The sequence below is a fragment of the Methylobacterium brachiatum genome (assembly GCF_020523825.1).
Taxonomy (GTDB): domain Bacteria; phylum Pseudomonadota; class Alphaproteobacteria; order Rhizobiales; family Beijerinckiaceae; genus Methylobacterium; species Methylobacterium brachiatum.
This window is the reverse complement of record NZ_JAJALK010000006.1, coordinates 78,792-95,885: the sequence shown is the minus strand read 5'-3', so window position 1 is coordinate 95,885 and position 17,094 is coordinate 78,792. Positions and strand designations below refer to the sequence as shown.

Below are 17,094 nucleotides of genomic sequence, written 5' to 3'. Positions count from 1 at the left end.
CCTGAGCCACGCCTGGGCCCTGGTCGCGCTGCTGGTCGGTATCATCGTCGGCCGGAAGCTCCCGCGGGATCCGCCGTAGCTGGCCCGCGGCTTGCGATCCCCAGCCGTTCCTCCCGAACCACCTTCAGCCCTGCCGGCAGCCGCCGCGCGGGGCTTTTTCATCTTGGGCTCAGTCGGCCGGATCCGCAGGAACGAACTTGCTCGTGTGCCAGCCTTCTAAAGTTTTCCCACCAGGGAACTCCACATCGACGCGATGCTGATTCGCCGGAGGGTCGAATGCGTGCAGGACAACGCCGATTGCGTTTTCGTCGATACCTTGCTCCAGGGCATCGCCCCTGTCGCGCAGCCTCACTCTTTCGCCTGTCATCATCGTGCTCCTCCGTATATCCACCAGAACGCCCGGGACAGACTCCGCAGGCGGCGTCAACCCCGACCCGTAAGCAGATCGGGGCGGGGCTGAGCGGGCCGCTTGACCACGAAGATGGCCCACTTGATGAAGTCCGAGGCGATCGGGAAGTAGCCCGGGACCTTCTCAGGAGGCCCAGGCAACCGAGGCGCTACGCCTGGCGCATCTTCTTCGGGATGGGCCGCGGCGGGAGGCGCTTGCCCGGCGCGTGCAGACCGGCCGCGGTGGCCTTGGCCAGGAGGCGCGGCAGGTACTCTAGCGCCCGGCTATCCCGGCCAGCGAAGTAGGCCTCGGACTCCAAAGGCAGCCAAGCGGTCCAGAAGTGACGCCGGAATTCCGCCAGCATGTCATCCGGATAAGCCTTCGGGTAGACGACTCGGCCATCCTCGAAGTCGTGCCGGTACTTCGGCAGCGAATCGGTGTCGATGCCCCACTCGTCGCGAAGCCACTTGCAGAACATCAAGCCCTGCGAGATGTCCGGCAACAGGCGCTCGGGCAGCGTGTAGCCCATGCTCTCCATCGGAGCGATGAGCAAGATCGTCATCTCGACCAAGATCGAGAAGTGCCCGGCCGGCACGTTCGGGTGGTTCGCGAGATGGCGGCGGAGGTGATACGGGAGAGCAGGCCGAACGGCGGCCCGCCCGGTCATCCATTCCCGAACCCACCGGCTGACCTGAACGGCGAACTCGGGCGAGCACCACTGCCCGAGGTTGATCGCAACGTCAGGGTGCACCCAGGTTCCCTGCTCCTCCGGGTTTCCGCCCCTAACTACTTGAACCAGTTCCGTTACGGGAATTCCCGTATCGGTCGACAGCGCGTTGAGAAACGCTGTGGTTGTGGCGAGCCGCCCATAATCGCCGGCCTGTTTCCCGGTGGCCTTACACATCGCCGTAGCGTTGATGTAGCCGTCGCTCGGGCGCTGGCAGACGAGGCCGCCCGCCGTCTGGTGGGGGATGAGGTCGAAGTGCTGTTGCACGTTAAGTACAAGTCCTGACTGCGTGTTGATGACGCCGGTCAGGGTCTGGACACATCCTCCGGATCGGGATTTAGATCCGGTTGCGCGAGGTGGTCCGGCCCTAGCCGACCTCTCCACGAAAGACCGTTCCCGATTCGCCTCGGGGCGGTCTTTTTCGTTTCGAGACACGCAGCCTGCATGGCCGGCTACCTCAAGTCGACCTATGGGCCGCTTGAGAGCGACGATATCCACCGGTCGTGCTCCGGGGGCACCAAATCAGCTGTGCCCTGTGAACAACCAGCTATTTGCCGCTGCAAAGCCTGTGAATTCCGATCTTCGCCCACTGGAAGCGCGGGAACCGGCGGCTGTTGGCGTTGCCGACGTTGGGTCGTACTGAGCCGGCATGTCAGCCAGCCCCACACCCGTCGACCTCCCGCCCGCCGTCGCCTCCTGGCGCGACCAGCTCGAACGCCTGTCGCCGCACGCCTCGCCCTGCCGCTACATGCCGCCGGTGCGCTGGGCCGCCGTTCGGGAAGCCGCGATCGATTTCTGCGACCGGCTCGGCGCTGACGCCCTCGCTCTCGGCTGGACGGATCGGCAGCTGTTCGGCGTCCACCCGGCGCACGGCACGCTCCGAGTCGACTATTGCGGGGCGGTGATGGTCGCTGGGAAGCGCGCCACGGGTGTCCATGCGGACCGGGTAGCCTTCGAGCGGACCGGGTAGCCTTCGAGCGGACGGCCGCTTACCGGAACACGCCGGGCAAGGTGTGGGGGCCGCCGATCTGGGAGTTGGCCGCATACGGCCGCTGAACTAACTATTTTCTTCCAGGTAGCTGAAGCGCCATGAATTTCGCCATTCGGCAGACCTACAAAGACCGCCGAATGGCGGGCTACGATTCGACGTTGCCCGCTCAGAGGGGACTGAACCCTAGAACCGCCCCTCCAAGATTTCTCACCCCGATCCTGCCTGGCAGGACTGATGACCCGCGGCACGTGGTGGCCAAAATAACTTGTCCGTCCGAGATAACCATCAGTTGATCATCTTCAGCAACAAACTCTATTTCGGCTGTTAATCTATAGAACGGCGCCCCGGCAAGCTCAGTCCATGTGCTTCCATCGTGCTGCCATATGCCAATTCGGCCCTGTAATGCGCTTTCACGACGTAGCATTGCGACTATCATATTGGTGTCATCAGGTCCTGCATACCGCAAAATAAGCGAGGTATGGGCAGCCTCTGGATCCGATACGTCCAGCGTTGCACGAAGGCGTGTGTGGCGCTCGGCCTTACCAGGAACCAATGCTATACATAAATCCGTGCCCGACGATTGGATCGCTGTATCGCTTGCGATCGCAATGTCACCGACTTTCACGTCCCAGAACTTGATCGCGGCAGCTCGAGCTTCTAGCGCATCCAGTTTATTTCTGCTCAAGTATGAGCGTAAAGGGACACCGTTAAGACCGTCCCATACCGGCATTACTCCATTATCATGACAAAGATCTCGCTCGCCGATAACTCTGATTTCGTGCACGGCACCCAGGTCGCCTATGTTATGATAATCAAGGGTCTGAAAGTCGTCGGTGGAAACAACCCACAACGCAGTTTCGCCACTCACTCTACTATTTCTATCGGTTCGAGTTGAAGCTCCGACAAATATTTCTGAGGTCGTCGCGGCTAGACCGCGCGTGATTATGCTGCGATCCAGACATTCCCAAAGCGCTGCGCCGGTCTCGAAATTAACGAGCCGAGCATTCATCGAGTCACAAGATATTATAGTATCGTCATCGCGAACCCAAATGTTATGCATGTGGCTGGAATTGCTCTGCAGCGTCTCCACGTGATCAAATGTGTTTGGATCAATTTTAACGACGAAGGAATTGGCATCATGATTGCTGGCCAAGATGTAAATCAATTTACCATCATAAAAGAGCGAATTAAAATGGTGACCAATGGATACGCCGGCACCATAGCGATCCCATTTGATCGAGCTATAATGGAATTGACGAATAAACCAATCCTCTTTGTTTACGACGCTAAGGCAGTTTCGGCCTGTGTTTGTCACGAGTACTTTATTGCCATGACATAGTACTTGATGGGGCAAAGATAAGAACCGCCAAGACTCTTCCATGCCTCTGGAGAGGTGCCCCGTCTCGGATGCGGCGTAGTCCGGAAAGCTTTGTACAAACTGGTTTTTATTGGCCGAGTGACCTAGATAGAGCTCTTTCTCCTCGGCAAACCAGGAAATGCCATAATACTCGCGTCTGCTATCTTCGACTACAAACGTTTCTCGAGTTTTGGTATCATAACGGAGCAGATAGTTCGGAGTCGTGATAAGAAGGCTCGTCATGACGTATGGTTCTTTGCTGGTTTGCGTGTTTCATAGGGCATGTCGGCAGGAAACCCGAGGCCTCATTCCAGGGCAAGTGTAGCCACTGCTGACACTTAAATTTCCGACCCGGAACGTAGGGCAGGGGAATTATTGAACGCAAAGTCTATACCGCCCTCGGTTTAGAACCTTGAGTGCGATAGCTTGCATCGCCGTTGCGTCGAGTGTCTGCTCATGCTTCTTGAGCACAGTTTTTTCGCTCAGGCTTACGTCGGACCACGCTCTCCATATGGACCGGCGATAGCGCTGTCACTCGCATCAATTGCGAAATGAGGGCCGCCGCAGACTGCTCTATGGAGTACCCTTGGGTGTTAATCAGCAAATCGGGTGCTTCCGGAACATCATACGGATGGGAAACACCAGTAAAATTTTGTATTTTGCCCGCGCGGGCTTGATTATAAAGCCCCTTCGGATCGCGCTCCTCACACACGTCTATCGGTGTGTTTATGTAAACCTCAAGAAAAGTGATATCGCCGGCTATAAGTTTGGCCGCTTCCCGGTCATTACGGAACGGCGAGATCAATGCGACAATTACAATTAGGCCAGCTTCAGCCATAAGCCGGGCGGTCTCTGCGGCGCGACGAATGTTTTCGACGCGGTCCAACGCGGAGAAACCGAGGTCGCGGTTAAGTCCGTGCCGCAGGTTATCACCGTCGATAACCATAGAGTGACGACCACTTCTGATCAAAGCCTGATCAACAGCGTCGGCGATACTGGACTTGCCGGCGCCGGATAGGCCGGTGAGCCAGGCGATTGCCGGCCTCTGACCGAGAGTGGCCCAGCGCTGCTCGCGAGGCTGCAGCGTCTGCCATGTCAGATGGTGTTCTCGTCCCTGCATAGGCGGCATCTGCAAGAAGCTCCTCAAGCGATTTGAGGAGTGTACACAAAGGCGTGAACGTGTCTGTGGCCGCAACGTCACGTTGCGAAGTTGAGGCGGCCATCCTGTGCAATTTGTCGTGGTCCGATGGAAAACCCGTGAAATGATTTATTCGACGTCGGTCGCTCGTTTTGGGCCAAACCGAGGAATTCGCAACGAGAGACGGCTAGTCCTTCACCTCACTCGGCCGGAGCTCGGCGATCACCGCCCGGCCTGCTGCTGTCAAGAACCACGCCGGCTGCGATCGACCTGGGCCGCGGACATGGCGCTCCTTTACTAAGCCCGTCTCGGCGAGCATCGGCATGTAGGTTGGATAGGCTTCATGCCGGAGGCCCTGCGGATGAGCAGCGCAGGCTCGGAGCGCCAGGAGCGCGCGTCCGCGGATCGGTGCGTGCGGTTCGGTGGGCATCCGGTCAGCGGCCCTCAACGAGCCAGAGAAGCAGCGCCGACGCCACCATCAGCGTGAATAGCATCATGAGCGCACCCAGGTCGCGACGCTTGATGCCTCCATCGCCGAGCACGTCATCAAGCATACCAGCGGCCATCGAACCGGCGCCCATTCCCGATAAGAGAACGGCAGCGAACAAGATCCAGCCGGTGAGGGTCTGAGGCATCGCGGGCTACTGCAGCCGCCCGACGCCGCCGTTCAGGCCGAGCACGATGGCCCACGCCAGCAGGTCCCCGGCCGTGATTGGCTCACCGCCGTCCACGCGCCAGTTCTCGAAGTCGTCGTCGGGCTCGACGGTATGACCGCGGGACGTGAGCACTGTCACGGCCTCGGCGATGGGATCCTCCTCGAGCATGCGGCTACGCGGACGCGAGAAGCATTCGCTTCCGCGCCTCCATCATGCGCTCCTCGTCCGGCTGATCCACCATGTCCGCGGCGACCTTCTCGACGATCTGCCGCGTGGCCGCCTCGTCCAAGCCGAGCCCGCGAGCGAATCCGTCGAGGCGCCGCATCATCTGCTGGACCACGGCCCTGTCGACTGGCTCGCTCATCCCTTCACCGGATGCGCCAGCAGGATCGCGGTCCGAACCATGTTGCGCTTGTAGGGCTCTCGGTCGGTGAGCAGCGCGTCTTGGGAGGCTTTGTGATTCGCGATGGCCGCGACCAGGTCGAGCGTCCAGCCCTTGGCCAGCGGATAGGCCTCGCTCGCGAGGTCAGCCAGGACCGCGTCGACCGCGGCGGTGATCTCGTCGTCCGTGACGTCGGACGTTTTCCGGAGTTCGGAGACGGTCGAGTTCGAGGCCATGGCGATCCTCTACCGCGAGAGGGGAGGGGCGTCGACTCGGCCGGATCAAATGAGCCTAAGCTGTGTCCAAACCCTATCGGCCACCCCACAATTTTGCCCGATACTGTGGTCCATATTGGACACAGCATTGACGGAATTTATTGAGCTTTTTGGCGGCGGTAAATAACTTTTAATCTGTAGGTCCTGGGTTCGAGTCCCAGCGCGCTCACCATACTGCCTGCATCGATCATGGCCTGACGACCTTCGAACTCGAACCGAGCTTGGTCGGGCACGAACGGCTCGCGTCGTCACGCGAAGCAGCGCTCGGCCGTCAAAGCGGCGGCGGGATACGCTGTCCGATGCGCGCTCGGGGTTCACCGGCCGATAGTTTCACCCTGCACAGGCCGCCCAACCAACCGTCACGCACAGAACAGCACCCCGGCCGTCCGGTCCTTCCGCCAGACCAGCGTCACGGCGTAGCGCGTATCCGAATTGGCCAGCACGAGGTCGAACGCCGTCTCCAGTACGGCCGCGTTCGGCCCGAAAAATTCCAGCATCGCGCCGCCGTCGGACAGGTTCTGGATCCGGCACGGGAAGCGCGACCCATCCTGGTGCTGCGCGAAAGCCAGCAACGCCGTCGCCTTGCGCTCGCTGGCGCGTCGCTCGACGAAGATGGTCGGGGGCCGGGCGGTGCGGGGCATGGCCGAATGACCCTGACGGTATCGGCCGATCTGGCGCGATGTCAGTAAAAATGCGCCCAACATACTAACGATCGATTGATCAAAGCTCCCGTGATAGGAGAATAAAGGTATCGGCGAGGACATCTGAGCCAAGAGCGGAACGCGCACCGGCCGGACGCTGGGCGACCGCGACCCGGCCTGCCGTCCGCGCCTTGCTACCGCCGCTCGTCGTCGCGCAGCGGCGGTCCCTTGCCGGCCTTGATGAACCGTCCGACGAACAAGCCGACCGGGATCGACAGCAGGAACCAGTTCCGCAGGAATCGCAGCGGCTTCGACATGGCTCGCCCTCCGTTTCATCGATCGGCGGCGCATCGGACCGCGGCGCGTCGCGGGAGCCCAACGCGCGGCCGGCCCAGGGCGTTCGATCCAATCGGTGGGGTCATGGCTTTTCCGGCTTCGACCCGTCAGGTTCCGCGCGCAGCCTCGACTCGTCGAGAGAGCCCCACGGGACATCCGGAGACGATCCATGTGCATCCGCCTCGGCCTCGCGGCCGTGTTCGGCTTTTTCCCGGCCCTCCTATCGGTCGCGGTCCATGCGGAGGCGCTCGGCTGGGTGCCGCCGCCCGCGCCGCCGCTGGCTTGGCCGCCCGAGTTCTCGCGAAATGTGCAGGGCACCGGTGTTCCGGGCCTCGACGGCGGCCACGCCTTCCTGTGGAACCGGCCTCCGGTCTTCGACCCGGCCTCGACCCTGCGGGTCGATCGTCACATCCCCGAAGGGTCCGGGGAGCCCGGCCACACCTACAAGGCGCTCTGGGCGCTCGGATCCTCGGGGCCGCACAATGCCGGCTACGAATGGACGATCACGGGCGAGCTGCACAATCGCAGCCTCGCCAGCACCGGGGCGCAGAACGTCGCCGTCAACGGCACGATCTTCAAGGAGCCCAACGGGATCGGCCCGGTGGGGCCGTCCTGGGCCGGGAACTTCAACTGCGTGGACATGACCCAGGAGGCCGATCCCGTCGCCTCCTGCATCGGCGCCGAGATCGACGTGTCCGCGCAATCGCCGACGACAGACCGAAACCGCCAACGGGTCGGCCTGCAGATCTCCACCGGCGGGGTGCCGGGTGCCCATACCGGCTACGGCATCCTGCTGGGCAACCTCGCGGGTTCGGTGACCGACCGGGGCTTCTCGTTCCAGGGGGAGGGGACCTACGGGATCGGCATCGATACGGCGGCCGCCCGATTCACCGGCGCACCCATCCTGCTGGGGTCGGGCCAGTCCATTGCGCTGGATGGAAACCGGGACGGGCGCTTCGCGCGCAGGCTCGGCTTCGACGGCCGCGACCTCGTCTACGGGACAGGCAACGGGCCGGTCCTGCGGGTGAGCGACGGGGGACAGATCCAGGCCGCCTCGGTCCGGGAAGCGTCCCCCCAGCCGCCGAAGAGCAGCCGGGAGGCTTGCACGCCCGGCGATCATGCCTGGGACGCGGCGTTCGAGTATCGCTGTGTCGCCCCCAATCGCTGGAAGCGCGCGGCGCTCAGCGATTGGTAAGCGCCGCCCTCAGGCGCGGCGGAACGGCATGATCGCCACAAAGGCCGCGACCGCAGCGCCGATCACGCGCAGGAGGGCGTAGCCCGGATTGTCGGGCGAGATCACCATCCACTCGAACAGCATCGCCGCCGAGAGCAGCACCAGAACCGAGACGAGAAGCGTCTCGCTCGAGACGGCAGGCGATTTGGCCTTCATGGTCGTTCCCCCGGGCGCGTTTTGTCTCGCGCATACCGGGGTGTTAGCGGATCGGCGCCTCGAAGGCGAACCGGGCCCTAGCGATCGAAGATGCGCACGACCGCGCGGGTCGCGGGATCCACCACCACAACCTTGTCGCCGGGGGCCACGAAGTAGCCGTACCGGCGCAGGCGCGGGTTCTGGGTCTCGGTAAAGGGGGCGAGTTCAACGTCCGACGGCACGATCGTGCCGGGCCGGAGCGGGATCGAGCCGACGATCGGGCCCGGGCCGACAGGGCGGCGCACGATGTAGTCGCGCACCACGACCTCGTCGTCCGGACCGAAATCGTCCTGCTCCACGATCACGCCCTGTGCGAAGGCGCTTCCGGTGAACGCCGCGGCAAGCCCGAGGGCGGCGGCGAGGCTTGCGCGTGTCGACATGTGAGACTCCGTGGCGTCCAGGGCCGGCGGAAACACCGCCCGTCACGATTGTGTTCCCAGTGCTTCAGCGCAACCTCAGCGCCCGACCTCAGCGCCCGACCTGGGCGGCCTCGGCCAACGGCACCGGCGACCAGCGGGTGATCTGCACGTAGCCGTCGAGCGCAGCGATCACGACGTGCCGGCGATGGCGGTGCACCACGGTGCCGGGTGTGTGGGGGTGGCGCTCGCGCCAGCCCTGCGCTTCCGCAACGTAGACCCGCGCGTCGCCGATCCGGGCGATGGTCTCGACAGCGCCGAAGGCCCGGACGCGGCGCAGGATCGGCTCGACCTCCTGGCGGAAATCGAGGGTCCGGTCGGCGTCGGTCGCCCGGGGCCAGTAGGACCCGTCGCCCTGCGGTTCGGCCCGGCGCCAGCGGGCGGGAAGCTCTTTTCCGAGCGGACCGACGGCGAGACGCCGGGCCGCCATCTGGCACTTGGCCAGGACAGTCTCGTGGGATTCTACCGGTTCGAGGCCGAAGATGTCCTGCGCCAGAATATCGCCGGTGTCGAAGCCGTCGGCGAGGACGTGAGCGGTCACCCCCCAGGTCTCGTAGCGGTCGAGCACCGCCCGGAACAGCGGGTAGGGGCCTCGCCCGGTCGGCAGCGGCGAGGGGTGGATGTTCAGCCCGTAGGCCGCCCGGCCGCGCCAGCCCTTCACCAGCCAGGGATAGCCCGCCACCACGAGCGCCCAGTCCTTGCCGTGCTCCGCCTGCAGGGCCTCGATGTCGCGCTCGCGAATGCGCGACAGCTGGATCGGCAGGCGTAGTGAGCGGGCGCGGGCGACCAGAACGTCGTTGTGGTCGTAGACCCCGTCGCAGGGCCGGGTGAACAGCTTCACGGGCTTCCAGCCGGCCTCGACCAGGCCCTCGAACACGCCGCCCAGGAAGTCGATGCCGGCGAACGCGAACTTCATGCTTGGCGCCTGCGACCTTGTGCACGTGGAGAGGGCGGGGTCTGCCGCCTGCCCGGGGGCGCCACCGGCCTTACTTTGTCCGAGGCCGGTTGGGTAGCAAGAGGTCCGCACGTGCGACAGGTTCTGATCTACGGCGGCACGGGCGGCATCGGCTTGGCGACCGCGCGGGCTCTGCGGTCCCGCGGCTACGCGCTCCATCTCGCGGCACGGGACGCCGACCGCTTGGCCCGCGCGGCCGAGGAACTCGGCGAGACCACGTTCACGGCGGGCGATGTCGGCGATTTGGACTTCTTCGCGGCGGCGAGCGCGGCGGCCGGCTCCGCGTTGGCCGGCCTGGTCTACGCGGTCGGCACGATCAACCTGCGGCCGCTCGGGCGTCTGACCCGGGCCGATGCGGAGAATGATTTCCGCATCAACGCGCTCGGCGCCTTCTCGGCCGTCCAGGCCGCGGCCGCCGCCCTGAAAGCCGGAGCCGGGGAGGCGGGGGCCGGGATCGTGCTGTTCTCGACGGTGGCGGCCGCGCAGGGATTCCCCGCACACGCCTCCGTGGCGATGGCCAAGGGTGCCGTCGAAGGACTCGGCTTATCGCTGGCGGCCGAACTCGCTCCGCAGATCCGCGTCAACGTGGTCGCGCCGTCCCTGACCCGCACGCCGCTCGCCGCCGCCATCACCGGCAACGAGACCCTGGCCCAGGGAATCGCCGCGATGCACGCGCTGCAGCGGCTCGGACGTCCCGAGGATGTCGGATCCCTCGCGGCGTTCCTGGTCTCCGACGAGGCGGCCTGGATCACCGGCCAGGTGATCGGTGTCGATGGCGGTCGCGCGACCCTGCGCACCAAGGGCTGAGGCGTGCCGGGACAATCCAGACCGCAGGGCGGCACCCTCCGATTCGTGCTCGGCGACCAACTGAATCGGCGGGTTTCGAGCCTCACCGACCTCGACCCCGAGCGCGATGTCGTCCTGCTGGTCGAGGTGCGGGACGAGGCGACCTATGTGCGCCACCACAAGCAGAAGATCGCGTTCCTGTTCGCCGCGATGCGCCATTTCGCGGCCGAACTGGAAGCCGAGGGCATCGCGGTCGACTACGTCCGCCTGACCGAGCCCGGCAACACCGGCAGCTTCACCGGCGAGCTGGAGCGGGCGGTGGCCCGTCACGCGCCCGCGCGCGTCGTCGTCACCGAGCCCGGCGAGTGGCGGGTCTGGGAGATGATGCAGGATTGGCGCGAGACCCTGCCGGTGCCGGTGGAGATCCGCGCCGACAACCGCTTCCTGTGCCCACGCGAGGATTTCGCGCGCTGGGCCGAGGGGCGTCATCATCTGCGGATGGAGACGTTCTATCGCGGCATGCGCCGTCGAACCGGTCTGCTGATGGAGGGGGGTGAGCCGGTCGGCGGCCGATGGAACTTCGATCCCGATAACCGCAAGCGCCTGCCCAAGGGGCACCGGCTGCCGGACCGGATCGGCTTCCAGCCGGATGCGATCACGCGGGAGGCCATTGCCCTGGTCGAGCGCGAGTTTGCCGGCCATTTCGGCGATCTCGCGACCTTCTCCTGGCCGGTGACCCGGGCGGACGCGCTGGCCGCGCTGAAGCACTTCATCGACCGGTGCCTGCCGACCTTCGGCGATTACCAGGACGCCATGAAGGCGGGTGCGCCGTACCTCTATCACGCGCTGCTCTCGCCACCCCTCAATGCCGGGTTGCTGACCGCCGAGGAGGTCTGCTGGGCGGCCGAGCGGGCCTATCGGGATGGGGCTGCGCCGCTGAACTGCGTCGAGGGTTTCATCCGGCAGATCCTCGGCTGGCGGGAATACGTTCGCGGCGTCTACTGGGCGCGGATGCCCGAGTACCGCGACAGCAACGCCCTGAGGGCGAGCCGTGACCTGCCGTGGTTCTACTGGTCGGGCGAGACCGAGCTCAACTGCATCGCGAATGTCGTGGCGGATACGCGGGCTCACGCCTACGCCCATCACATCCAGCGATTGATGGTGACCGGCAATTTCGCGCTGATCGCCGGGCTCGATCCGGCGCAGGTCGAGGCATGGTACCTGATCGTGTTCGCCGACGCCTACGAATGGGTCGAGTTGCCCAACGTGCACGGCATGGTCCTGTGGGCCGATGGGGGCGTGATGGGCTCGAAGCCCTACGCGGCATCGGGCGCCTATATCGACCGGATGTCGGATTACTGCGCGAACTGCGCGTACGACGTGAAGGTCAAGGCGGGGCCGAAGGCCTGCCCGTTCAACTATCTGTACTGGAATTTTTTGATCGAGAACGAGGACAGGTTGATCGGCAACCAGCGGATGGCGATGCCGTATCGGACCCTACGGGGCATGGGGGACCAGCGCCGCGCCGAGATCCGGCGAGACGCTGCCGGGTTCCTCGGATCCCTCAGGGCCGAGCCCGAGCGCGCTCACCAGGGGGACCAGACCGCCAACGCCACATAGGGAACGGCGCTTCGCCGGCCCGTCTCGGTCTGGAGGCCCGCCGAGACGCGGAAGCTGTAGCGGGCGATGGCGAAATCGGTCGCGTGCAGGCCGAGATTCCACTTCCGGTAGCCCGTCTCGTCTCCGTAGACGCTGAGCTCCGGGCCGAGATAGGCGCCCCAGGCACGATAACCCCAGGCCAACCGCGACCACAGGCTCCCGCGCGTCGAGCCCGCGATAGCCGTCGCCTGCAGGAGCGTGTCCTCGGTCGAACGTGCCCAGATCTCGGCGTGAAGGCGCGCACCGTAGGTTGCCGGGAAGACGGCCAGGGCGCGACGGTCGGCCAGCATCTCGATCGCGCCCTCGGGCCCCGCGAAGATGGCCGCCGTTCCCCAGTCGAAGAACCATTGGTAGCCGAGCACGGCGGCCGCGCTGAACGTGTAGCGTGTGCGCGGGAGACCGAAGTCGCCGCGTTCCCGTTGCCGGCCACTCCCCGTGCTCGCCAGCATGACGAAGCCATCCTGATCGAGCGAGCCGAGCCCGAGCTTCGCGCCGACGGTCAGGAACGTCGCGGCCCCCGCATCGAGGCTCCCGAACAGGAGCGCGTCGATCTCGCCGCCGTATGCCGCATGGGCCTGCGCGAGGAACAGCGAGGCGGCCAGGACGGATCCGGACGTCCGGCTGCGAATGTTCGGTAAGTCCCCACGCCTGAACACGGAGCGAGCCTCGATGGTGAGGCCGTAAACCTAATGTCAACCAGCGTAGAGTGCAGCGAGGTTGACCGGAGGTCCACAAAAAAGTTCTTTAGGTTTGCAGGCGCGAGTCGCCAAAAAGCTTGGTCTACCGAGGAACTATGTTTTATGTAACGTAAGATTTGCTGAGTTTGATGTGGCGCTGACCTCAGGTGTGAATCCTTAGGTCCGGCCCCGCTTCGGGTTCGCGCGAGCGCCGCGCGCTTGGCCTGCCGGGTGATCTCGGCTAGAGCCCGCCGCAGGACAGCGAAGGTTGGCGGATCCTTGACTGCCGGTGCACGAACGTCGGACGTCCTCACTGTGCTGGCGAGCCAGGAGGGGGAGCGCCTCACCGTGGGCGACATCGTCGCGGTCCTACGGGACCGCGCCTTCGCGCTGCTCGTGGTGCTGCTCGGCTTGCCGAACTGCCTGCCGATGCCGCCGCCGATCCCGCTGATCTGCGGCCTGCTGCTGCTGCTCGTGGCCGTTCAGATCGCGGCGGGCATGTCGGCGCCGTGGCTGCCCCGCATGCTGCTCGGCCGATCGATCGCGCTCACCGATGTGCGGCGCGCCGTCACCCGGGCTGTCCCGATCCTGCGGCGCCTGGAGCGCTGGTCGCGCCCGCGGGTCAGCGTGTTCGAGACCGCGCTGGGCATGCGTGGCATGGGGATCGCCCTGTTGGCGCTTGCGCTTGCGCTGATCGTCGCCGCGCCGATCGTCGGGCAGATCCCTCTCGGGCTCGCCGTCTGCCTCGTGGGCCTGGGCCTCGTCGAGCGCGACGGCATCGTCGTCATGGGCGGGTTGGTGATCGGCCTGTTCGGCGTCGCCATCAATGCCGGCTTCGCCTACGCGGTCATCGCCGGGATCGTGGGTCTCCTGAACCTCTGATGGGGGCGGATCAGAGCCGGTAACGGATCTGATCGGTCCAGAAGCGCTCGAGACGGCCGAGGGCCTGGTTCAGCCGGCCGAAATCGTCGTCCGAGATGCCCCCGATCGGCGCGATCGTGCGGGCGTGCTTGTCGTAGAGCCCCTGGATGATCTCGTGGACCTGCCGGCCCTTGTCGGTGAGGCTGATCCGGACCGAGCGGCGATCGGTCTTCGAGCGGGCGTGGTGGAGGTAGCCGGCCTCGACGAGCTTCTTGACGTTGTAGGAGACGTTGGAGCCGAGATAGTAGCCCTTGGTCCGGAGCTCGCTCGCGGTCAGCTCCTTGTCGCCGATGTTGTACAGCAGCAGGGCCTGGACGCTGTTGACGTCTTCCCGGCCGCGCCGCTCGAACTCGTCCTTGATCACGTCGAGCAGCCGGCGGTGCAGACGCTCGACCAGGTGGAGGGCCTCCAGGTAGGAGCCCTTGGCGGACGGGGCGTCTTCCGGGGTCTCGCTCGTCGCGACTCGGGCGCTCTGGGTCTTCATCGTCGGCCTCACCGTGTGATGCTGCGGCTTCCGTTCGATGCGGTGCCGCTGATGATGGCTAAGCTACGTACCGGGAATGAAAGGCGATTTAAGCGACAGGATGAATTCCCGATTTACTCTTTGCGGTAAAGACAAACTGAAGCGAAGATCAGAACGGTTCGTTCACCGTGCTTCCTGCGCGGCCAGCCAGGACAGCAGGAAGTACATCAGCACGACTGTGAGGCCGAATACGAGCAGCGGCACCGGCAGCGGCACGAGTTGCGGGGTCAACACCGCCAAGGTCATCGCGGATGTCACCGCCAGCAACCAGATCACGCCGCCCCAGGCGCTGGTCAGCCACAGGCCGATGGCCGCCGACGCGTCCACTACGGCGAAGTAGACGATCGCCGCCTGGCGCCCGAACGGCTCGATCTCGAAGGGGCGCGATCCGGGAAGCACGTCGAGGATCGTCGCCCAGGACGCGATGCTCTTGACCAGCCAGAACAGCGCCGTGACCCGCATGAACCAGACGAGCACCGTATCCCAGGTCCCGGGCGCGGGGCCCTGGGCGCGTTCGATCCGGTCGGTCGGCGGGTCACCGGGCCGGGCACCCTTGCGCCGGATCGGGAAGGAGCCGGGCACTAGGATGCGCTCGCGGGTGAAATAGGCCGGTTCATCGTCGGGAGGCCGGGATTCATGTGCGGGGGATGCGCCGGGTTGAAGCCGTTCCGGCGCCCTGCGTCAACGGCCTGATTTCGCCGGGCCGGGCCGGTGTGCTAGTCCGGCGCCCCCAGCGCCGATGCGCCGCGCGATCGTCAGCTCTTCCGCGCGCACGATACCGAAGCCGCATGTCAGACACCTTGCCCGAGCCGCGCCCTATCGCCCTGCAGGCCGCCCGCGAGAGCGGTCGCCCGGAAGGGTTGAAGATCACCCAGCGTCCGCGCCGCAACCGCAAGGCGGACTGGTCGCGGCGCCTGGTCCGCGAGAACACGCTGACCGTCGACGACCTGATCTGGCCGATGTTCGTGATCGACGGCGAGCGCCGGCGCGAGCCGATCGCCTCCATGCCCGGGGTCGAGCGGCTCTCCGTCGACGAGATCGTGCGCGATGCCGAGCGCGCGGCGCGGCTGGGCATCCCGGCGGTGTCGTTCTTCCCCTATACCGAGGTCGAGCTGCGCGATCCGACCGGCTCGGAGGCGCTCAACGCCAAGAACCTGGTTTGCCGGGCGGTGCGGGCCGTGAAGCAGGCCGTGCCGGAAGTCGGCATCATGACCGACGTGGCGCTCGATCCCTACACCAGCCACGGTCACGACGGCCTGATGAAGGACGGCGCGATCCTCAACGACGAGACCGTGGCGATCCTGGTGGAGCAGAGCCTGATCCAGGCCGAGGCCGGCACCGACATCATCGCACCCTCGGACATGATGGATGGGCGCGTCGGCGCGATCCGGGCCGGGCTTGACAAGGCCGGGTTCCTCGACGTCCAGATCATGGCCTACGCGGCCAAGTATGCCAGTGCGTTCTACGGGCCGTTCCGCGACGCGATCGGCACCAAGGCAGCGCTGGTGGGCGACAAGCGCACCTACCAGATGGACCCGGGTAATTCGGCCGAGGCCCTGCGCGAGGTCCGCCTCGACCTGGAGGAAGGCGCGGATTCCGTGATGGTCAAGCCGGGTCTGCCCTATCTCGACATCATCCGGCGGGTGCGGGACGAATTCCAGGTTCCGACCTTCGCCTATCAGGTGTCGGGCGAGTACGCGATGATCGAGGCCGCCGCCCGCAACGGCTGGCTCGACGGGGATCGCGCGATGGTGGAGGCGCTGCTCGCCTTCAAGCGCGCCGGTGCCGACGGGGTGCTGACCTATCACGCCCCCCGGGTCGCCGAGCGCCTGCGCCAAGCCCCGTGAGGCGGGGACGCCGCTGGCTCCTCGGGGCGGCGGTGGCCGCGGGTTTCCTCGGGGGGCTCGCCGCCTGCCAGGATACGCTGCGTCGGGAGCGGGTCGCGACCTGCCGCCGGGCCCTGCCGGCGGTGGCGCCCCAACCCGGGATCCGGCTGTTGCGGGCGGCACCGGGACCATCGACGGACACGGTCCGGGTGGATTACGCCGAAGGGAACCGCCAGCATTGGCTGACCTGCCGATTCGACGCCGGCGCGACCATCGTCGCGCTGACCACCGAAGGCAGTAACCTGTCGGGCTCGTCACTCTACTTGCTGAAACGCTTCTACCTCGACACGCCCGATGCCGAGGCCGACGATCCCGCGTCGCATTGAGCGCGATTCGGTCGGCTCTTGCGTCCGCCGCACGGGGCACCCACCTTTTTCTCCGCCGCCTCGCTTGCAGGACGCGACACCATGCAGAATCCCCAACCCGGCTACGCCGAACGCTTCGAGGCCCCGCATTACGCGGCCTCGCTGCCGATCCCGTTCGTCCGCGCGAGCCTGGGCGCGCGCACGGTCGCGTATCTCCTCGACATCCTGTTCATCTTCGGGTTCACCGCGTTACTGACGCTGCTGATCACGGTGATCGGCGTCGTGACGTTCGGCCTGGGCTGGACCTTGTTCGCGATTCTGCCGGCGAGCGGGGTCATCTACAGCGCCATCACGGTGGGCGGCTCCAAGCAGAGCACGATCGGGCAGCGCCTGATGGGGCTGCGGGTCGTGGCCCCGGAGCGCGGCGGGTCGGTCGACTTCATCACGGCCGCCGTCCACGCCCTGTTGTTCTACGTGGCGGTCTCGACCTTCCTGCTGTGGTGCCTCGATCTCGCCTTCGGGCTGATGCGCTCGGATCGCCGCCTGGGTCACGACCTGTTGCTCGGCCTCGCGGTCGTTCACGCGCGCTGACACGTCCGACCTGCGGCGAAATTCTCGCGCGCCGAGCGGCCGGGGGCATTGAGCC

24 protein-coding genes are annotated in these 17,094 nt (G+C 65.5%); 8 read left to right on the top strand and 16 right to left on the bottom strand.

All coding sequences use genetic code 11. The features are described from left to right. Window positions 1-169 precede the first annotated feature (169 nt). On the bottom strand, window positions 170-370 hold the full coding sequence (locus LGR69_RS15705; RefSeq protein ID WP_230366582.1) for a hypothetical protein: 201 nt from the start codon (window positions 368-370) through the stop codon (window positions 170-172). Between the two features lie 187 nt (window positions 371-557). Further along, the gene (locus LGR69_RS15700; protein WP_230366581.1) at window positions 558-1,382 is read right to left on the bottom strand and encodes a KilA-N domain-containing protein; all 825 of its coding nucleotides are present in this window, start codon (window positions 1,380-1,382) and stop codon (window positions 558-560) included. A 382-nt stretch (window positions 1,383-1,764) separates the two neighbouring features. On the opposite strand from LGR69_RS15700, the gene LGR69_RS15695 reads away from it, so the two are divergent. Next, window positions 1,765-2,085 carry a hypothetical protein gene (locus LGR69_RS15695; RefSeq protein WP_307354592.1) on the top strand — a complete coding sequence of 107 codons (321 nt, stop codon included), beginning with the start codon at window positions 1,765-1,767 and terminating at the stop codon, window positions 2,083-2,085. 187 nt (window positions 2,086-2,272) lie between these two features. Here LGR69_RS15695 and LGR69_RS15690 read toward each other — a convergent pair whose 3' ends face one another. From LGR69_RS15690 to LGR69_RS31865, 8 genes are all read right to left on the bottom strand, one after another. Then, on the bottom strand, window positions 2,273-3,706 hold the full coding sequence (locus tag LGR69_RS15690) for a hypothetical protein (protein ID WP_230366580.1): 1,434 nt from the start codon (window positions 3,704-3,706) through the stop codon (window positions 2,273-2,275). A gap of 211 nt (window positions 3,707-3,917) precedes the next feature. Next, the gene (gene cysC / locus LGR69_RS15685) at window positions 3,918-4,592 is read right to left on the bottom strand and encodes an adenylyl-sulfate kinase (protein WP_307354591.1); all 675 of its coding nucleotides are present in this window, start codon (window positions 4,590-4,592) and stop codon (window positions 3,918-3,920) included. A gap of 443 nt (window positions 4,593-5,035) precedes the next feature. Further along, a complete protein-coding gene (locus tag LGR69_RS15680; protein ID WP_230366579.1) occupies window positions 5,036-5,236 on the bottom strand; it encodes a hypothetical protein in 201 nt (66 codons plus the stop codon). A 6-nt stretch (window positions 5,237-5,242) separates the two neighbouring features. Further along, window positions 5,243-5,425: a hypothetical protein gene (locus tag LGR69_RS15675; protein ID WP_007565065.1), complete on the bottom strand. Its 183-nt coding sequence runs from the start codon at window positions 5,423-5,425 to the stop codon at window positions 5,243-5,245. Between the two features lie 4 nt (window positions 5,426-5,429). Beyond that, window positions 5,430-5,621, bottom strand: coding sequence for a hypothetical protein (locus LGR69_RS15670; protein WP_230366578.1), 192 nt, complete (start codon window positions 5,619-5,621; stop codon window positions 5,430-5,432). Next, window positions 5,618-5,875 carry a hypothetical protein gene (locus LGR69_RS15665; protein ID WP_230366577.1) on the bottom strand — a complete coding sequence of 86 codons (258 nt, stop codon included), beginning with the start codon at window positions 5,873-5,875 and terminating at the stop codon, window positions 5,618-5,620. Before LGR69_RS15665 ends, LGR69_RS15670 begins: the two co-directional genes overlap by 4 nt. A 398-nt stretch (window positions 5,876-6,273) precedes the next feature. Beyond that, a complete protein-coding gene (locus LGR69_RS15660) occupies window positions 6,274-6,555 on the bottom strand; it encodes a PilZ domain-containing protein (RefSeq protein WP_230366576.1) in 282 nt (93 codons plus the stop codon). Window positions 6,556-6,749: 194 nt separating this feature from the next. Beyond that, the gene (locus LGR69_RS31865; RefSeq protein WP_007565073.1) at window positions 6,750-6,872 is read right to left on the bottom strand and encodes a hypothetical protein; all 123 of its coding nucleotides are present in this window, start codon (window positions 6,870-6,872) and stop codon (window positions 6,750-6,752) included. 188 nt (window positions 6,873-7,060) lie between these two features. Here LGR69_RS31865 and LGR69_RS15655 point away from each other — a divergent pair, with 188 nt between their 5' ends. After that, window positions 7,061-8,086, top strand: coding sequence for a hypothetical protein (locus LGR69_RS15655; protein ID WP_230366575.1), 1,026 nt, complete (start codon window positions 7,061-7,063; stop codon window positions 8,084-8,086). Between the two features lie 9 nt (window positions 8,087-8,095). Here LGR69_RS15655 and LGR69_RS15650 read toward each other — a convergent pair whose 3' ends face one another. The 3 genes from LGR69_RS15650 to LGR69_RS15640 form a co-directional block, all read right to left on the bottom strand. After that, complete coding sequence (locus LGR69_RS15650) at window positions 8,096-8,281, bottom strand: hypothetical protein (RefSeq protein WP_007565076.1); 186 nt, start codon at window positions 8,279-8,281, stop codon at window positions 8,096-8,098. 77 nt (window positions 8,282-8,358) lie between these two features. Further along, window positions 8,359-8,700: a DUF1236 domain-containing protein gene (locus tag LGR69_RS15645; protein WP_230366574.1), complete on the bottom strand. Its 342-nt coding sequence runs from the start codon at window positions 8,698-8,700 to the stop codon at window positions 8,359-8,361. An 88-nt stretch (window positions 8,701-8,788) separates the two neighbouring features. Continuing rightward, window positions 8,789-9,652: a formyltransferase family protein gene (locus LGR69_RS15640; RefSeq protein ID WP_007565081.1), complete on the bottom strand. Its 864-nt coding sequence runs from the start codon at window positions 9,650-9,652 to the stop codon at window positions 8,789-8,791. Window positions 9,653-9,763: 111 nt separating this feature from the next. Here LGR69_RS15640 and LGR69_RS15635 point away from each other — a divergent pair, with 111 nt between their 5' ends. Together LGR69_RS15635 and LGR69_RS15630 are read left to right on the top strand one after the other, a co-directional pair. Next, entirely contained in the window at window positions 9,764-10,498 is a 735-nt protein-coding gene (locus tag LGR69_RS15635; RefSeq protein WP_230366573.1) for an SDR family NAD(P)-dependent oxidoreductase, read from the top strand. Between the two features lie 3 nt (window positions 10,499-10,501). Further along, the gene (locus LGR69_RS15630) at window positions 10,502-12,097 is read left to right on the top strand and encodes a cryptochrome/photolyase family protein (RefSeq protein WP_122161227.1); all 1,596 of its coding nucleotides are present in this window, start codon (window positions 10,502-10,504) and stop codon (window positions 12,095-12,097) included. On the opposite strand, the gene bcsS is transcribed toward LGR69_RS15630, so the two are convergent. Then, a complete protein-coding gene (bcsS, locus tag LGR69_RS15625; RefSeq protein WP_230366571.1) occupies window positions 12,064-12,792 on the bottom strand; it encodes a cellulose biosynthesis protein BcsS in 729 nt (242 codons plus the stop codon). The genes LGR69_RS15630 and bcsS overlap by 34 nt on opposite strands. A gap of 300 nt (window positions 12,793-13,092) precedes the next feature. Here bcsS and LGR69_RS15620 point away from each other — a divergent pair, with 300 nt between their 5' ends. Further along, window positions 13,093-13,695, top strand: coding sequence for an exopolysaccharide biosynthesis protein (locus LGR69_RS15620; RefSeq protein WP_268868599.1), 603 nt, complete (start codon window positions 13,093-13,095; stop codon window positions 13,693-13,695). Window positions 13,696-13,705: 10 nt separating this feature from the next. Here the strand turns inward: LGR69_RS15620 and ldtR are convergent, their stop codons facing one another. Both ldtR and LGR69_RS15610 read right to left on the bottom strand, forming a co-directional pair. Continuing rightward, window positions 13,706-14,218 (bottom strand): transcriptional regulator LdtR, encoded by a 513-nt coding sequence (gene ldtR, locus LGR69_RS15615; protein ID WP_007565091.1) that lies wholly within the window; start codon window positions 14,216-14,218, stop codon window positions 13,706-13,708. Between the two features lie 162 nt (window positions 14,219-14,380). Then, on the bottom strand, window positions 14,381-14,839 hold the full coding sequence (locus LGR69_RS15610) for a DUF6163 family protein (protein WP_007565094.1): 459 nt from the start codon (window positions 14,837-14,839) through the stop codon (window positions 14,381-14,383). Between the two features lie 206 nt (window positions 14,840-15,045). Here LGR69_RS15610 and hemB point away from each other — a divergent pair, with 206 nt between their 5' ends. From hemB to LGR69_RS15595, 3 genes are all read left to right on the top strand, one after another. After that, window positions 15,046-16,104, top strand: coding sequence for a porphobilinogen synthase (hemB, locus tag LGR69_RS15605; RefSeq protein WP_007565096.1), 1,059 nt, complete (start codon window positions 15,046-15,048; stop codon window positions 16,102-16,104). After that, window positions 16,101-16,469, top strand: coding sequence for a hypothetical protein (locus LGR69_RS15600; protein WP_230366570.1), 369 nt, complete (start codon window positions 16,101-16,103; stop codon window positions 16,467-16,469). The genes hemB and LGR69_RS15600 overlap by 4 nt, the downstream gene beginning before the upstream one ends. 81 nt (window positions 16,470-16,550) lie before the next feature. Beyond that, window positions 16,551-17,039: an RDD family protein gene (locus LGR69_RS15595; RefSeq protein WP_007565099.1), complete on the top strand. Its 489-nt coding sequence runs from the start codon at window positions 16,551-16,553 to the stop codon at window positions 17,037-17,039. The last annotated feature ends 55 nt before the right edge of the window (window positions 17,040-17,094 follow it).

Excerpts from the sequence above, each read along its gene's own strand:
- LGR69_RS15675 (WP_007565065.1), bottom strand. The coding sequence starts at position 5,425 with ATGCTCGAGGAGGATCCCATCGCCGAGGCCGTGACAGTGCTCACGTCC.
- ldtR (WP_007565091.1), bottom strand. The coding sequence starts at position 14,218 with ATGAAGACCCAGAGCGCCCGAGTCGCGACGAGCGAGACCCCGGAAGAC.
- LGR69_RS15690 (WP_230366580.1), bottom strand. The coding sequence starts at position 3,706 with ATGACGAGCCTTCTTATCACGACTCCGAACTATCTGCTCCGTTATGAT.
- LGR69_RS15680 (WP_230366579.1), bottom strand. The coding sequence starts at position 5,236 with ATGCCTCAGACCCTCACCGGCTGGATCTTGTTCGCTGCCGTTCTCTTA.
- LGR69_RS31865 (WP_007565073.1), bottom strand. The coding sequence starts at position 6,872 with ATGTCGAAGCCGCTGCGATTCCTGCGGAACTGGTTCCTGCTGTCGATC.
- LGR69_RS15595 (WP_007565099.1), top strand. The coding sequence starts at position 16,551 with ATGCAGAATCCCCAACCCGGCTACGCCGAACGCTTCGAGGCCCCGCAT.
- cysC (WP_307354591.1), bottom strand. The coding sequence starts at position 4,592 with ATGCCGCCTATGCAGGGACGAGAACACCATCTGACATGGCAGACGCTG.
- LGR69_RS15665 (WP_230366577.1), bottom strand. The coding sequence starts at position 5,875 with ATGGCCTCGAACTCGACCGTCTCCGAACTCCGGAAAACGTCCGACGTC.
- LGR69_RS15640 (WP_007565081.1), bottom strand. The coding sequence starts at position 9,652 with ATGAAGTTCGCGTTCGCCGGCATCGACTTCCTGGGCGGCGTGTTCGAG.
- LGR69_RS15670 (WP_230366578.1), bottom strand. The coding sequence starts at position 5,621 with ATGAGCGAGCCAGTCGACAGGGCCGTGGTCCAGCAGATGATGCGGCGC.
- LGR69_RS15645 (WP_230366574.1), bottom strand. The coding sequence starts at position 8,700 with ATGTCGACACGCGCAAGCCTCGCCGCCGCCCTCGGGCTTGCCGCGGCG.
- hemB (WP_007565096.1), top strand. The coding sequence starts at position 15,046 with ATGTCAGACACCTTGCCCGAGCCGCGCCCTATCGCCCTGCAGGCCGCC.
- LGR69_RS15695 (WP_307354592.1), top strand. The coding sequence starts at position 1,765 with ATGTCAGCCAGCCCCACACCCGTCGACCTCCCGCCCGCCGTCGCCTCC.
- LGR69_RS15650 (WP_007565076.1), bottom strand. The coding sequence starts at position 8,281 with ATGAAGGCCAAATCGCCTGCCGTCTCGAGCGAGACGCTTCTCGTCTCG.
- LGR69_RS15705 (WP_230366582.1), bottom strand. The coding sequence starts at position 370 with ATGATGACAGGCGAAAGAGTGAGGCTGCGCGACAGGGGCGATGCCCTG.
- LGR69_RS15660 (WP_230366576.1), bottom strand. The coding sequence starts at position 6,555 with ATGCCCCGCACCGCCCGGCCCCCGACCATCTTCGTCGAGCGACGCGCC.
- LGR69_RS15655 (WP_230366575.1), top strand. The coding sequence starts at position 7,061 with ATGTGCATCCGCCTCGGCCTCGCGGCCGTGTTCGGCTTTTTCCCGGCC.